This is a genomic window from Gordonia malaquae NBRC 108250 (assembly GCF_000344135.1).
Taxonomy (GTDB): domain Bacteria; phylum Actinomycetota; class Actinomycetes; order Mycobacteriales; family Mycobacteriaceae; genus Gordonia; species Gordonia malaquae.
Genome location: NZ_BAOP01000052.1, coordinates 1 through 15013 on the forward strand (window position 1 = coordinate 1; position 15013 = coordinate 15013).

The 15013-nt window shown below is 66.1% G+C and carries 16 protein-coding genes; 1 reads left to right on the plus strand and 15 read right to left on the minus strand.

Annotated features, from left to right (window positions below; translation table 11 throughout):
- Nucleotides 1–66: 66 nt before the first annotated feature.
- On the minus strand, nt 67–723 hold the full coding sequence (locus GM1_RS20365) for an NAD(P)H-binding protein (RefSeq protein WP_008382083.1): 657 nt from the start codon (nt 721–723) through the stop codon (nt 67–69).
- 399 nt (nt 724–1122) lie between these two features.
- Between GM1_RS20365 and GM1_RS20370 the strand changes: the two genes are divergently transcribed.
- Nucleotides 1123–1755: a hypothetical protein gene (locus tag GM1_RS20370; protein ID WP_008382084.1), complete on the plus strand. Its 633-nt coding sequence runs from the start codon at nt 1123–1125 to the stop codon at nt 1753–1755.
- Here the strand turns inward: GM1_RS20370 and GM1_RS20375 are convergent.
- From GM1_RS20375 to GM1_RS20440, 14 genes are all read right to left on the minus strand, one after another.
- Nucleotides 1746–2696, minus strand: a complete 951-nt coding sequence (locus tag GM1_RS20375) for a hypothetical protein (protein WP_008382086.1) — start codon at nt 2694–2696, stop codon at nt 1746–1748. The two genes, GM1_RS20370 and GM1_RS20375, sit on opposite strands and share 10 nt — an antisense overlap.
- Nucleotides 2693–3220 (minus strand): ImmA/IrrE family metallo-endopeptidase, encoded by a 528-nt coding sequence (locus GM1_RS20380; protein WP_040520876.1) that lies wholly within the window; start codon nt 3218–3220, stop codon nt 2693–2695. The genes GM1_RS20375 and GM1_RS20380 overlap by 4 nt, the downstream gene beginning before the upstream one ends.
- 8 nt (nt 3221–3228) lie before the next feature.
- Nucleotides 3229–4044: a hypothetical protein gene (locus GM1_RS20385; RefSeq protein ID WP_157436239.1), complete on the minus strand. Its 816-nt coding sequence runs from the start codon at nt 4042–4044 to the stop codon at nt 3229–3231.
- 60 nt (nt 4045–4104) lie between these two features.
- Nucleotides 4105–4515, minus strand: a complete 411-nt coding sequence (locus GM1_RS20390) for a helix-turn-helix domain-containing protein (protein WP_008382090.1) — start codon at nt 4513–4515, stop codon at nt 4105–4107.
- A gap of 983 nt (nt 4516–5498) precedes the next feature.
- Complete coding sequence (locus GM1_RS20395) at nt 5499–6176, minus strand: nuclear transport factor 2 family protein (RefSeq protein ID WP_008382092.1); 678 nt, start codon at nt 6174–6176, stop codon at nt 5499–5501.
- Nucleotides 6177–6272: 96 nt separating this feature from the next.
- Complete coding sequence (locus GM1_RS20400) at nt 6273–6899, minus strand: TetR/AcrR family transcriptional regulator (protein WP_008382093.1); 627 nt, start codon at nt 6897–6899, stop codon at nt 6273–6275.
- A gap of 35 nt (nt 6900–6934) precedes the next feature.
- The gene (locus tag GM1_RS20405) at nt 6935–7726 is read right to left on the minus strand and encodes an MBL fold metallo-hydrolase (protein ID WP_008382094.1); all 792 of its coding nucleotides are present in this window, start codon (nt 7724–7726) and stop codon (nt 6935–6937) included.
- Nucleotides 7723–9207 carry a flavin-containing monooxygenase gene (locus tag GM1_RS20410; protein ID WP_008382095.1) on the minus strand — a complete coding sequence of 495 codons (1485 nt, stop codon included), beginning with the start codon at nt 9205–9207 and terminating at the stop codon, nt 7723–7725. The genes GM1_RS20405 and GM1_RS20410 overlap by 4 nt, the downstream gene beginning before the upstream one ends.
- A complete protein-coding gene (locus GM1_RS20415; protein WP_008382096.1) occupies nt 9204–9929 on the minus strand; it encodes a dienelactone hydrolase family protein in 726 nt (241 codons plus the stop codon). The genes GM1_RS20410 and GM1_RS20415 overlap by 4 nt, the downstream gene beginning before the upstream one ends.
- Entirely contained in the window at nt 9926–10732 is an 807-nt protein-coding gene (locus tag GM1_RS21790; RefSeq protein WP_008382097.1) for an MBL fold metallo-hydrolase, read from the minus strand. Before GM1_RS21790 ends, GM1_RS20415 begins: the two co-directional genes overlap by 4 nt.
- On the minus strand, nt 10732–12285 hold the full coding sequence (locus GM1_RS20425) for an AMP-binding protein (protein ID WP_052005499.1): 1554 nt from the start codon (nt 12283–12285) through the stop codon (nt 10732–10734). The genes GM1_RS21790 and GM1_RS20425 overlap by 1 nt, the downstream gene beginning before the upstream one ends.
- Nucleotides 12282–13163: an SDR family NAD(P)-dependent oxidoreductase gene (locus GM1_RS20430; RefSeq protein ID WP_008382099.1), complete on the minus strand. Its 882-nt coding sequence runs from the start codon at nt 13161–13163 to the stop codon at nt 12282–12284. The genes GM1_RS20425 and GM1_RS20430 overlap by 4 nt, the downstream gene beginning before the upstream one ends.
- The gene (locus tag GM1_RS20435; RefSeq protein ID WP_052005500.1) at nt 13160–14500 is read right to left on the minus strand and encodes a lipase family protein; all 1341 of its coding nucleotides are present in this window, start codon (nt 14498–14500) and stop codon (nt 13160–13162) included. Before GM1_RS20435 ends, GM1_RS20430 begins: the two co-directional genes overlap by 4 nt.
- Before the next feature lie 155 nt (nt 14501–14655).
- Nucleotides 14656–15013 (minus strand): transposase (locus GM1_RS20440; protein ID WP_008382102.1); only part of this gene is annotated, 358 nt, incomplete at its 5' end.

A 15013-nucleotide genomic window follows, 5' to 3' on the forward strand; every position in this document is an offset into this window, starting at 1 on the left:
AGGAGCAGCGGACGTGCGCTCGCTCAAGGAGCAGCGGACGTGCGCTTGCTACAAGGAGCCAGGGGGTCAGAGGGCGGCGAGCGCGACGTCGATGGGGACGGAGCCGTCGGTGAAGGGGATGTTCTGACGGATCGACGAGGGGCTGGCGAGGGTCGCCGCGGCCACGAGGGCCACGTTCGCGCGTGAGGTTCCGGGGAGGTTCGAGGCTCGGATCGCGGCGGGATCGATCGTTCCGGACGGCTCGTCCAGAGTGAGGGCTCCGGGCATGAGGACGGTCCAGTCGAGGTCCGACTCGCGGAGGGCGACGTCGGCGGCGGCCTTCGCCTCCGCGTATGCGAAGAACGAATTGTCGCTGGGCACGCCGTGGTCGACGTCCGCGCCGAGGTACGACACCATCACGAAACGGTCGACGTTCGCGTCGGCGGCGGCGGCGATGGTTCGGATCGCCGCGTCGCGGTCGACGGCGTAGGTGCGGGTCGGATCTCCGCCACCGGCGCCCGCGCTCCACACGACTGCGTCGAAGCCGGACAGCGCGCCGGCGATCTCTTCCTGCGTCGCGGTCTCCACGTCGAAGACGAGCGGTTGTGCGCCAGCGGCGACGATTGCGTCGGCCTGGGCTGGGTTGCGAATCACTGAAGTCACGTTGTCGCCGCGTTCGCTCAGCAGTGGGGCGAGGAGGAGCGCGATCTTGCCGTGTCCGCCGATGATGATGATGTCAGCCATGGGTCAACGGTACTGAAAGATGGATATCGCTGCAGTCTTGCCTGTCGTTACATGCAATGGACTGTCGGCAAGAATGTCGTCCGATCAGGCGTCGTTCAAACGGGTGAGGTAACGGTTCAATAACGACATTTATCAAATCGTGTGCCGATCGTCACATACGGGAGCATCGTAGGCCGAACGGACGACTGAAACGTCGGTCGAACGTACTCCCACTCATATCGTGAGAAAGAAGCAGAAAATGGCTGAAGGACCTATCCGCCTCGAGATCGACATCCTCGGACCGATTCTGGAAACCCTGAGCACCGGGTCTGCCGGCGGCAGCAGCGAGTAGATCTCAACCGGATCCAACGAGTCGGGCCGCTCCGCCGTGAAGGCGGGGCGGCCCGACTCGTATCACCGATGCGCACGATCATCCGGGCCCTCGACCGCAACCGACTGGCGGACGTCATCGCCGTCGCCGAGCAGGGCGTCCGCGACATCCCGCTTTACCGCTGGCTCCTCGGTGAGCACATCGACGACCAGAACAAACGTGAATGGCTGGCCGAACTGATCCTGCGACCCCTGCTCAACGCGGGCTGCGTGGTCGGAGCCGTCGACTCCCACGGAACACTCGTCGGCGTCGTGGCCTGGCAGCCACACGATGTGAATCTCTCGCCCGACGGGACGCCGCCGCTCACTCCAGCGGACGTAGAAGTGGCCGCCGCGACGCCGGGCCTGCGTGAGCGGCTCTTGGAACTGTGGACGTCGCCGCCCCTCCCGATTCCTGTGCAGGACGCCGTGAACTGTGTGTTCACCGCAGTTCTGCCGGATCACCGCAGAGGATCACTGGTCCTCGACATGATGGAGACGTGCGAACAGTTCTGCGCGGACAGAAACCGTCCGTTCTACGCGTGGACGGGCTCGCCGCATCTCCGTGACTGGTTTGTCAGCGGGTGGGAGACCACCTGGTTCTCAACAATCGAATGGAACGGCGTGAGCTACTACGGCGTCGTCTCCGATCGGCCGCCGAAACCGCACACCCGTCACCGCTGAGTCTTGTTGAACTCCCGCGCGACCATCCGCACCCAGGTCCGGTCGGACAGCGCGTCCGGCGTGGACAGCAGGTCGGGATCGATGGGGGTCACCTCGGAGTCGTGCAACCACGCTGCCACGAGGACCGCTCGATCGTGTGGGGACAGTGCATCGACGTCGTCGAGTTCGACGATGATCACGCCTGCACCTGCGTGCAGGTACAGGCCGTCGAGAATCTGGGAGACCCGATCGTCGGCGCGAAGAACGGGGGTCGCCGACTTGTAGTCGGCTGCGGCGAGTTCCGGGTGCGCGGTCAGCAGCATCTCCGACAACGGTCCACTCATCCGCAGATCGAATCGAGCGAGGAACCACGACTCGATCATCACCGACGAACAGCCGAGGCTCATCAACACGATTGCGATCGCCCACCAACTGGCGCCGGGGTCGGGGTGGGCGGGATCGATGACGAGCACGACCATCGCGACTGCCAGACCGAGGAGATACAGTGCTATCGCTCGGCCGAGAGAGTGCCACGCGATGTAGCGGACGCCGACGGCCAATGAGAACAGGCCTGCGACGATCACGAAGATCGAGCCGAATGCGGCTTGTCGGGTGACTGCGATGAGAACGATGTCGACCAGCACGACGATGGGGACTGCGATCGTGAGGACTGCAACGGTCTGTCTGTCCACCGCGGGCCAAGCTGCGAACGCGATGATGGCGGTGGCAGCCGCGACGACTACCCAGAGTGCGATGAAGACAAGTTGTGGTGCGGTGCTGCCGACCGGACCTATCACCACCTCCAGCGTGGGAGTGCGGACGGTCGCGGCTGCCGCGACCCCGATCGCTGCGATCATGACCGCGGTGCGGGCCAGCGATGGCGGTCGGACGGTGAGCCGACCGATGCGGGTTCCGACAGCGGCTGAACAGAACAGAGCGATGATCCAGGTTGCCCAGGTCATCCAAGCGCCTCGTCGTAGCGCAGCAACGGGCGCAGTGAGTGTCGTTTGTTGAGCTGGCCGAGCCGCTGCAGCAGGCGAGCGGCGAACGCCTCTGCTTCCCACTCCTGGAGTTCGAGGTCCTCGTCGGGAGTTGCTTGCGCCTCCGCGGGTTCCTCACCTCGCAGCATGTACGCGATCAGGTCGTCGTCGGCGGCGACTGCCGCACCCTCGGCGGCCGTCCCGGGGTGCCGGAACACGACATGGCCGAGTTCGTGGGCAAGAGTGCGAGCCTCGCTGGGAAGTGATCGGGCGAGAATGATCTCATCATGGTCTTCGTACTCGCGGCGTTGACCCCACACCCCGGGTGCGAGGTCGTCGACAGCCACGATCACGGGTCGGCCGCGGCTCTCTCCGACTGCGTGCACGATGTCCAGGAGGCTGCCGGCGTGTTTCTGGGCGGCGACGTCCAGCACGGCGTCTACGGCCGCGTGGATGCGGCGGTGGGAGCGTCGCGCTGGCGTGGAACTCGTACCGGAAACGGCCATCTCACTGATCATATCCGCGGAGACAGGAACTCCGCTCGTGCCGTGTTGACCCGCACGCGCCCGGCGCGCGCCGAACGGAAGCTCATGGCGCCTGCGCCCACCGCGATCGCTGCCACCCCGCCGACGCCCACCGCAGCCGCGACGTACTGGCTCGCGGTGGCGGAAGCAGGTGACGGCAACGCCGTCACCGTGCCGGGGACGTCGTTCGGGTCTGCGGGCGCGGCGACCGTTGAACGGTCTCGGTTGTCGCGAGTCGCTTCATCGGTGGGAGTGCTGTGCGACGGGCTGGATCCGACCGACGGAACGCTGCGGTTGGGGACATCTCGTCGCGGACGATTTCGCGGTTTGTCGCCGCCCGGAGCGACCGCGCCCGAATCCGACCGCTTCGTCGTCGTGGGACGTTGCTTGACGGTCCGGTCGGTGGTCAGCGTGTGAGTGACACCGGGGTTCGTCGGGCGGCTCGAGGTGCCGGGGCGCGTCGGGATGATGACCGGACCGTTGTCGTCGTCCGTGGACTCGGGGGAACTCGTAGTCTCCGAACTCGTCGGATCGTCAGTGTCCGTCGGATCCGGAGTCTCGGTGTCGATGGTCAGGACAGGGTCCGATGTTGTGGTTGTGGTCGTGGTGGTCGTCGTCGACGTGGTGGTGGTCGTTGTTGTCGTCGGATCGTCATCGGAGCAGTGGTGCCCCCACGAGTGGTGGTGGCAGTGGTGCGATGCGAGCGTCGACCTGACCGCGGGCGGGGTGGCGTCGGCGAATGTGGGCATGCCGACCTGGATGCCGACGACGAAGGTGGTGGCGCCCAAGGCAAGAGAGGCGCGCACGAGGCGACTCTTCCGGGTCACAGCCTTCACCTGTTCCGTGGTCCGAGGATTCGGGCGCGACTACTCGTTCGGCGTGGCGGGGAGACCCTCGCCACGGCGAAGCTTCTCGGCCATCGCGGTCAGCATCTCCTGCGACTCTTCGGAGAGATCGAAGGCGCGGGCGGAGAGGCGACGCAGGCCGCGCCCACGCAACTGAGCGAGGACTTCGAGGTCGTGATCGATCTTGGCCGCGTACACGTCGTCGTAGAAGTAGTCCGGCTGAACCTTGAAGAACTTGGCCAGAGCGACGACGATCTCGTGAGACGGGTTGGTGCGGTGCCCGTTGCGCAGCTGCGACATGTAGGGCTTTGAGATCGAGTGGCCGGCAGCCGTCAACGAAGCGACGACCTCAGAGTTGGTGTGGGGACGACGCCCCGGAGGGTGCACCGTCTCGAACAGTCGGTTGAGCCGATCTGCAAAGCCGTTGTCCATATCGCCTTCTGGTCTAGTCGTGTCGTATGTTCGTTGGAGCGCGCTGGCTACTCAGTGAACGGACCTCATTGCAAGCTACCAGAGGGTATCACTCTTTGGTAGCCGTCGGTTCGCGTTCGGCAACTCGTGGGCAATTTGATTCCATGCGGTCAGTGGTGACGAAACTGCCACGTCAAGCACGGTTTGGAGATGCTGCTCGGATCCGTCTGCGGGGTCGGAGGCGACGAGGTGGCTAAGATTGTCGTCTCTGTGGCGATCTGCTTCCACCACGATGCGGCTTGCCTGCCGGCCGAGGCGGCTGATCTGGAGACTTCTCCACTTCTGCGAGTTTGGCCATACCTGTCGTGCGATTGGGCACGTGGGCGTCGCGCTTGGGGCACACAATCGCGGCCGCAGAGATGGTGGTGTGCAAACAGCAGTGGCCGGTCCCCCCACGGAACCGGCCACCGCCGTCGGCCTCGAAATTGCTCGAGACGCGTAGGCATCGCATCGGCCGATCGACTCTAGGCCGGCTCGACACCCCTCGTTTGACACCTTTGGCCCGGACCTCCCTCCGGGGCACGGTAGTTACCGTAACGCAAACCGTGTCGGATGACCAGTTAATTTGAGAAATCAAGTCTCACTACCGAGGATCGGGTGGTGGAAAATGCAGGTCAGGGGCATTCGTCTGCGGCGGGGCCGGGTGACTCCTGAGACGCTGGACAGGAGTTGTCTCGGTGTCTCAGTTACCAACTGACCAACGGGTAACCAAAGATTTGCGGCAAGCGAGCCGATGGCCTCCCTGTGATGCGATTGTAGTTCAATTGGATGACAATCGGCGCGGGGTGCGGAGAGTGTCGGTTGTTTATGTGTGACGGCACGTCGCATGTCAGACGCGCATTCGAGCCGTTCGGATATCCGCTGCTCGGATTCATTTCGTGTCGAATCGATACGAAATATCCGGCATGTGCTGCGCGGTAACCAGACGTGAGTGCACTCATTGTTCACTGGTCGGTGAACAACGTTACGTCGGTGATCGACTTGCCGGAGAACTCGACCATCGCGACTGCGTGCTCGCCTGCCCTCGACATGCTCACTGTGACGTACCGGCCGGCCGCGAGGCACTTCCCCGCGGTCCAATCCGGTTGTGTGGTGCGCAGATGCTCCAGTGCAGCTCGCTTCTCTCGGGCTCCAACGCGCGAGAAGCCGCGCGCGAATCCCGCACTTCCCGATAGTCCCTGGTTCTGCAGTAGCGACTTGGTAAGGCGAAGGGAGACGGGGGCTGCGGCGAGGCCCTTGCCGAGCATCTGTCGGATCATCGTCGGCAGCTCCCAGTGCGCATAGAGCCCGGCGATGTGATCGGCTCCGGCCATCTCGTACCGCAGATGTACCGGCACCGACAGGACCACGGCGTCGCTCATCTGGATCTCGAGTGTCACGTCACGCACTACGACGTCACCGCAGACGATGTCGTGGTGTGGATGGAACACGACAGTGTTCGGAGCGATGAAGGTGTCGTAGAACGCGCTGAGCTCGTCGGATCCGCTGTGCAGCGCGGAGCCGACGGGGTCGTTGACGATGCCGTCATCGGTGAACAGTGCGAGCCAGGCGGCCTTGTCGTGTGCCGCGACAGCAGCGGGGGATCCCTGTGCGGTCGCGAGCATCGTCTGTCGGTGATCCATCGGGGTTCTCCTCGGCGCGGTCCAAAATGGAACGTGTTCTATCGGCGTCCGATGATTCTGGCACGCGGGTAGCCGACAGCGACTATCGCCACGGGGTCAGCCGCGAGCAGGCAGACCCAGTCCACGGGCGAGGGTGTCTGCGGCGAACGCGACGGCGTCGTCCCAGGACATGGCGAGGAACTCCTGCCGTTCGGTCGCGAAGTGGTTCGCCAGACCGGTCATCGACGCCCACAGGAGTGTCATGGCCGCCGGGACATCACCCTCGTAACCCAGTCGGATGAGTGCGCTCGACAGGCTGGCGACCATGCGTGCAGTCGCATCGCGGAGTTGATCGGCGACCTCCGGCTGAACGGTGTCGACGTCGGTGACGAGGCTGAGCGCGTCGAACTGCCGACCGAACACCATGTAGCCCTCGCGGTACATGTTCGTGGTGACCGTGAACAGTTCGGTGGCGTCGGTCGCGGTGGCCGCGGCGGGTTCGAGGCCTGCCATCATGCGGTCGAGGCGGTCGGCGAACACCGCGATGAACAGCGACTCCTTGTTGGAGTAGTAGGTGTAGACGGCGCCGAGGGAGATGCCCGCGCCCGCGGCGACGTCGCGCATGCGCAATGCGGCGAATCCGCCGGACACGAGAAGGGTCTCACCGGAACGCAGGATGTCGAGGCGGCGTTGCTCGCGGTCTCCCCACCGGGTGGCGGGTGTCTCGTCTGGGCTCTCAGTCACCCCACCATCCTGCCCTGTGCGCCGTCGTGCGGTCGTCACAAGTGCCCGATGCCTGCAGATTCGTCGTACAGCGTGGCATCGTGAGCGCACACGAGCTCGATACTCTCCGACGTTCGTTCGTGCAGGTCAGCGAGGCGATTCCGCGTGGCGCCTGCGAGTCGGGGCTTGCGCGCCGAGGCGAACTGGGAAAACGCAAGCGTCAATGGGATCGATCCGCCGCGCACGACGCTCCGGTGGTAGAAGGCGTCGCCGCAATGCAGCAGCCAGCCGTCGCCCCGGCGGACCGCGACACCCATGTGGCCCGCCGTATGCCCGGGCAGAGCGACGAACGCGACGTCGTCGCCGAATCCGACCAGCGACGTCGCAGCGAACCCGAACCAGTCGTCGGGTGTCGTGTCGTACGAGTGGACGTCGTCCGGATGTGTGGACTGGCGCCACGGCCGGTACCGCACCGCGGGCGACGGGCCGGACTCCGCATCGGCGTCGGCCAGTTCGCGAGCACTGACATGCAGTCGAGCGGAGGGGAAGTCGTCGATGCCTCCGGCATGGTCGGAGTCGAGGTGAGTCATCACGATGTCGGTCACGTCCGCGCGGTCGAAGCCCAACGCCTCGACCTGCGCGAGAGCCGTCTCGTGATAGTCGAATTCGGGTCGGATCACGCGGGTGAGTGGACCGATGCGTTCTGCCGGGGACTCCACGTCGCGGACGCCGAATCCGGTGTCGACGAGAGCCAGCCCTCGATCGGTTTCGAGCAGCAGGACGTGGCACACCATGCGGCCGGTCGCGATCGGATGCATCGTTCCGCAATTGAGGTGGTGGATCTTCATCTGTCGTCTCCAGACTCAGCCAGTTCACTCGTCCGACTGAACCGGAAATGGTCGTCGCGGTGCTCGGCGAGCATCGCGGTGAGGGTGGCCCGATCGTACGGCCACAGGTCGACGTCTCCGGCGGGTGTGAGGTACCACGAATCGCAGCCGGTGGCCCACACTGTCGGGACCATCGCGGAGTTCGCGGCGGCGAGGAAGTCGTCGGTCGCCTCGTCGGTCACCTCGACGGTGTCGAACTCGCCTGTGGCGAATCTGTCCAGCCAGCCCGCGATGAACTCGGCGGTCCGCTCGGCGGTGTACTGCAGCGAGATCGAACCCGTCGGCGAGTTGGGGCCGAGCGTGGTGAACAGGTTGGGGAAGCCCGGGATCGCGCTCATTCGGTAGGCGCGTGGACCGTCGGCCCAGACGTCGTCGATCCGCACGCCGTCACGCCCGCGGAGATCCATCGGCCGCATGTAGTCGTGGGCGCGGAATCCGGTGGCCAGGACGATCATGTCCAGCGGGTGCACGACGCCGTCGTCGGTGATGATCCCGTCCGGTGTCACGGACACGATCGGGGTGTCGACGACTTCGGCGTTCGACGCCTGGATCGCCCGGTAGTACCCGCCGGACAGCACTTGCCGTTTGCACATCGGCTCGTAATCCGGGGTGAGCGCTGCGCGGTCGGCGCGGTCGCGGACCTGCGCGCGAAGGGACAGTCGCGCGTACTGCTGGACCGCCCGACGCCGCCAGCTCGGTGTGGTCGCGATGTCGGCGAGGAATCCAGAACCGGAGAGAAGTGTCTGGTAGAGACCCGTGCGCAACGCCGGGAATCGAGTCAGGAGCGCAGTGACGAGACGCGGCTGACGCCGATCCATCGGCGCCCACATCACCCACTGCGGAGTCCTCGAGAAGTGCACAATCCGATCGGCCTCTCGCTGCAGAGCCGTGACGAGCTGGACTCCGGTGGATCCCGATCCGATCACCGCGATCCGTCGCCCGCGGGTCTCGACGGTGTCGTCCCATCGCGCCGAATGGACCACTGGGCCGGTGAACGTGTCGAGTCCGGGGATGTCGGGGACCTGAGGGTTGTGCAGGACGCCGGTCGCCATCACCACGAAGTCGGCGACGAAGACGCGACCGTCGGCGAGCGTGACGGTCCATTCGCCGTCGTTGAACACCGCGGAGGTCACCTCGGCGTTCAACTCGATCCGACTGCGCAGACCGAGTTCGTCGATCACATCGTTCAAGTACGCCTTGATCTGCGGGCCGGTCGCGAACATCCGCTCCCAGTCGGGTTTCGGCGCGAATCCGAACTGGTAGAGGTTCGACGGAACGTCGCAGGTCAGGCCCGGATACCTGTTCCAGTGCCACACGCCTCCTGCCGCGCTGCCCTTCTCCAGGATGGTCACGTCCGTGAATCCGCGTCGGATCAGGACGTGCGCGGTCGTGATGCCTGCGACGCCCGCGCCGATCACGATGACACGCGGCGACCGGCTCATGACGCCCGCTCCGCGAATCGATCGTCGAGGAATGCGAACACGCGATTCCAGGCGTCGGCGGATGCGTCGGCGTCGTACGCCAGGCCCGTCACGCGTAGGAGTGTCGGCGGGAACCTGTCGTCCATCCGATTGGCGAAGCTGTGCCCGACGCCGGGGTACGTCTTGGTGTCGTAGGGGACGCCGTTCTTCTCGAGTGCTCGGGTCAGTCGCTTCTCTCCGCGAATCACCACCGGGTCTTTGGCGCCGAACGATGCCACGACCGGGCACATGTCCGGTCCGGCGAAACCGTGCGTCAGGACCGACCCGTAGAACGGTGCGGCCGCAGCGTACTTCTGATCGTCGGCCACCAGCAGGGCAAAGCCTCCGCCCATGCAGAATCCGGTGACCGCGACGTCGCCGGTGCACGCGGGCATCGCTGAGAGTGACCGTCGAGCCGACTCGATGATGTCGAACGCTCGGCCCCGACGTGTCGCGAGCGACTGCATCGCCGACACCACGCAGGTGACCTTGCGACGGCCGCCCGCGGTGAACAGCAACGGTGCGAATGCGATGTATCCGCGGCCGGCGATGATCCTGAGATTCCGCTCGATGTCGGTCTCGTCGCCGGTGACATCGTGAATCAGCAGGACCCCGGGACGGGGCCCGTCGACGTCGTCGGGCAGGGCGACGAGTGCTTCGAACGGTTCATCTCCCGGGACGACGATCTTCTCGATGGTGGTCACTTGGTGCTCTCCTTCGTGGTGAATGTTTCAGCGCGTTCGGGGGCCGTCACAGTGAGTGGAAGTCGCATCGGGATGCGGTGCGACGACATGAGATGCACGTCGTCGCGGTCCGCGAGCCTGCTCAGCGTCGCGAGGGTGCGACGCTGAGCGTCGCGGTCGGCCGCGGTGAAGCGTTCGTACAGGCCGAGCGGGAAGGCTGCGGGCGAGCCGCTGCGGATGTCGGAGTAGCTGGCGTCGCCCGTGTGGAGAAGCCAGTCTCCGCAGTCGAGTCGGACCGCGACTCCGCAGTGCCCGACCGTGTGGCCCGGCAGCGGCACGAGGATCACGTCCTCAAGGACTTCTGCACAGCCGGGGACACCCAGCCACTCGATGTCGCCGACGTGCGTCCGCCACCTCGGGACGTGCTCGAAGAACCGCTTCCGGTACGACACGCGGGACCGGAGGGAGCTTCCGGAAGCGACTTCGAGTTCGGCCGTCGACACGTGCACCTGGGCTGCGGGAAAGTCTGCGATGCCTGCGGCGTGCTCGCTGTGCAGATGAGTCAGGACGATGTCTGTCAGCTGGTCTGGGCGCACGCCGATCGCCGCGAGCCGGTTGGTCAGGGCGGCGTCGGGACGATTCGGCAGGCGGAGGAATCGGGCCTCGAATCCGATCAGCGACGGGTCGTCGAAGACCGCCTCCGGGTAGCCTGCGTCGACCGCGATCACCCGGTCGCCTCTGACGATCACCAGCGCCTGAGTCGGGACCTCGCCGCCCATCAAGGGCCGCAGCGGCGCGACGTCGAAGACATGGACGGTGCTCATCAGATCTCCTCCTCCACACTCAACGACCGGGCGGCCCGGCGATCGACCTTGCCTGCGGCGTTCCGCGGGATCGCGTCGACGAACACGACGTCCCGAGGGCGTTCGAAGCGGGACACCCGGGAGTGGAGGTGCTCGTGGAGGTCGTTCGACGTGATGTCCCCGGCGGGGACGACGAGTGCCGCCAGTCGTTGACCGAAACGTGTGTCGGGGACGCCGAACGCGCACGCGTCGGCGACCCCGGGGTGCCCGGCTAGGACGTTCTCAAGGGCCTGTGGGTACACGTTCTCTCCTCCGCTGACGATCATGTCGTCTTCCCGTCCGATGATGTGAAGCAGTCCGCTCGTGTCGAGCGATCCGAGGTCGCCCGTCGCGACCAGACCGTCGTGCACGTCCTTCGACGCGCCCCCGACGTACTCGGCCACCGACGAGTCGCCGCCGACGAACACTCGACCGGTTGTGCCCGTCGGCACTGGCCGACCGTCGTCATCGATCACCGCGATGCGCACGCCGGTGACCGCTCGGCCGACGGTTCCGGGCCGGCGACGGAGGTCGGCCGGTGTGGCGAGGGTTGCGAGCGCGACTTCAGACGAGCCGTATCCGTTGAACAGCACGTCGCCGAAGCGGTCGGTGAACCGTCGGGTGGTTGCCGGGGACAACGCCGAGCCTCCGCTGAGCACCACACCGGGGACGCGAGAGCCGGGTGTCAGGTCGGCGTCGAGGATCCGGGGCAGCATCGCCGGAACCACCATGAGAGCGTGTGCACGGTGCCGGACGCATTGGTTCACCGTCGCGACCGGATCGAACCTCGACCGGACGATGACCGTTCCGCCCAGTCCCAGAGTGAGGCCCATCGTCGCCAGGCCGAACGCATGGAACAGCGGGACGGCGACCACCATCCGTGAGCCGGTGCGCAGCCCGGTCCGGTCCAGGACCGTGGTGACCATGCTCAGCAGGGCCCCGATGTCGGGGTCGCGGGGAACACCGCGCGGGCTCCCGGTGGTGCCCGACGTCAGCAGAACCACTGACCCTTCCCGATCCGGTGTCGGCAGGGTTCCGCGTGTGGACCGCATCCCCGGGTCGGCGACCGGTGTTCCGGTTGCAGAGATCAGGTCGGCGAACTCGGCGTCGGCGATCACGAGCGACAGCGTCTGGCTGCGGATCGTCGATTCCAGGGCTGCACCGCGGAAGTCGGTGTTGAGCAGAACGACGTCGGCTCCGAGGCGGGCCGCGGCGAACACCGCCACGACGAAGTTTCGTCCGTTGCGGCACATCACGCCGATTCGGTCGCCAGGTCCGACGTCGTGCGAATCCCCGAATGCGAGGGCCGCTGCATCGACTGCCTCACTGAGCGCCAGATACGTGAGCGGTCCGTGATCGTCGCGCAGCGCGACCCTCTGCGGCCATCGCGCGGTCGAGACCGCCAGCACCCGTCCGAGTCCGGTCGGAACGTCGGCACCGGCTCGGAGCATCCGCCATGCGGTGGACGGGGCGGGTGGTGAGAGCATGCCCGCTCGCCACATCGATGCGACGAATCGGGCGTGCGGGCCGATCATTGCTGCACCTCGTGGCCGAGCGCTCGCTCCGAGTCGGCGGACCACCGGAACGACTGGCTGTAGACGACGTTCACGAGGCGCTCTGCTGCGACCCCGGACAGTTCGGTCGGCGTGACCCACCATGGTGCGATCCGGCGTGGGCGGCGTGTCAGGGCTCGCGCGACGACGTCGGCGGCCTGATCGGCGTCCAGCCCGGGGAGCCGGCGCATGATTGGAGTCGGTGCGCTCATGCGAGTTCGGATGAGTGCCATGTAGATCGAGGTCATGTCGATTCCGGCGGTTTTCAGTTCCGGCTCGACGCTGCGCGCCCATGTGTCGAAGGCGCCCTTGGACGCCTGGTAGGCGCCCCACCGGGGACCGGGCGGGATGCGTACTCCGATGGTCGACACATTGACGAGATGACCTTGTCCCGCATCCCGCATCGCCGGGAGGAGTCCGAGCAGCAATCTGACCGGGCCGAGGTAGTTGACGGCCATCGTCCGCTCGAAGTCCTGAGGGCGGTTGTACTGCAGCTCCAACGACCGCCGGATCGACATGCCCGCGTTGTTGATCACGACGTCGGGTGCACCGTGTTCGTCGAGCAGACGTGCTGCGACTGCCGAGGTGCCGTCCAGATCGGTCAGATCGAGTTGGTAGGCGTGTGCTGATCCGCCCGCTGGGGTGATGTCGGCTGCCACTGCGTCGAGTTGATCCGTGCTGCGGGCGGCGAGCAGGACTTTTGCACCTGCGGCGCCGAGATCCCGCGCGGTCGCCTCACCGAGACCGTACGAGGCCCCGGTGATCACCACCGTGCGGCCTTCGACGGCGGCGCGAAGCCGATCACGGTCGGTGTCTCGAGGGGGACTGGAAAGTCGGTCGAGGAACGTCGGGGTGTTCATCGCGCGACCGCCTTCGTCATCGGTGTGAGCGGGTTTCCGGGTGCGATCCGGCCGCAGTCGGACGGGGCAGGGGTCTCATCGAACCGAGCGTTGATCCAGCGGAGTGATTCCGCCAGCCACACGGTTGTCGCGGGCTGATGGCTCGCCCAGTCGAGCTGGATGTAGCGGACTCGGCGATCGCCTGCCGCGCAGTACTGCCGCATCAGGCTGCGGACGTCGCCGGCGATCATCACGCCGTCGCCCGGCCCGATGCCGCGCTTGGCTCCGTCGGAGCCTTCGAGCTCACCGCGAGCGCCCTGCACCATCAGCAGCGGCGTGGTCGGAGTGGGGGCCTGGGCGAGGTCGACCTTGTTGACCGCGTCGACGAAGGGCCCGATGGCAGCTGGGTTCCGGTAGGCGGGCTTCACCAGCTTCGACCAGGTCAGACCCGGATAGCGGAACAGCACGTCGAGGATCGACGCTTTCGACGTCCGTGCGACGACCTGTCGACCGTACGCGCTCAGGTATCGGGTGAGATCGATTCCGTAGGCGCGAGAAACGCCGTTGATCGCCATGACCGCCACTCCGGACCAGCCGAGGCTTCCGCTGACGTACTTCAAGTTGTGCGCGGGACTCACCAGGAGCCCGCCGCCGGTGGCGCCGACAAGTCGCCGATTCACATCGGGCGCGTACGACGGTGCGAGCGCCGCGGCCCAGTTCGTGGCGATCGAGCCGCCGGAGTAGCCCATCAGCCCAACTCTGGTGTCGGGGGCGAGGCCGCCGCGGACTCGGCTCACCGCTCGAATGGCGTCCAATGTGTTGGTGCCGTACTCGGGCCCGGCAGCGAAGTGGGCCTTCTGTCCCTGTGTGTCGGTGACGATCACCGGGTAGCCCTGTGCGAGCAGCGGTGCGATGAAGGTCGATTCGACGTTGTTGATCAGGCCGCCGAAGCTGACGTCGCCTTCGATCGAGCGCGACGGGCTGTGCGCCGGGTCGAGGGAGTCGTAGAACGAGTTGTACGCGACCGCCTGCTTCGGCTTGGCGGCACCCGGCGGGAGGAGCAGCGACGTGACGTTCGATGACGGCCGACCCTGTGCATCGGTCGAGCGGTAGGCCACCTGGAGCACTCGGACGGGAGTCTGCACGCCGGCGACGTGGTACCGGAGAGTGCGCGATCCGAAAGGCTGGCCGGGTTGTGCGGCGGTGGCGGCGCGGTCTGACACCTGCCCGAAAGGCGCGGCCTCGGCCGCAGCCGGCACAACCAGTCCTGCTGCCCCGACAGTTGCCGCAGCGGCGATCGCCAGCCGCGCGAATCTACGTGAACGGTTCACTTCGACTCCATTCTGAACAGTGTTCATAACAATGAATGTTGTTCAGAATGGTTCAGGGAGCGGTGAATGTCAAGTGTCAGTCGTCGACGAACCGCTTCTTCTTCTTCTCCCTGAGTGGGCTCTTCCCCTGCCCCTTAAGTGGATTTCCCCTGTCCCTTGAGACATCCCAGAACGGGAACGTGTCAAGCAGCGACCTCGAGATCGGCGTTCGCCCACGCGATCGCGGGGTCGTACCGGTGGTGTCGAGCTAGGCAACCGTGGAGAATCCCTGTCAGTTTGTTCGCGAGCTGGCGGAGTGCGGCGTTGTGCTTGACCCCTCGATCACGCTGCCTGCGGTAGTAGGCGTGCGCATGCTTGTCGTGCATGATCGCAGCGTTGGCCTGTCGTACCGCGGCGTCGAGGGCCCAGTCGTTGCCGGCTTTACGGGCGCAGACGATGCGGAGCTTTCCGGACTGGCGGGTGAGGGGGCTGGTCTGGGCGAAGTTCCGGCGGTCCTTCGCTGTCCGGAAGCGGGTGGAGTCGTCGCCGTACTCACCGCAC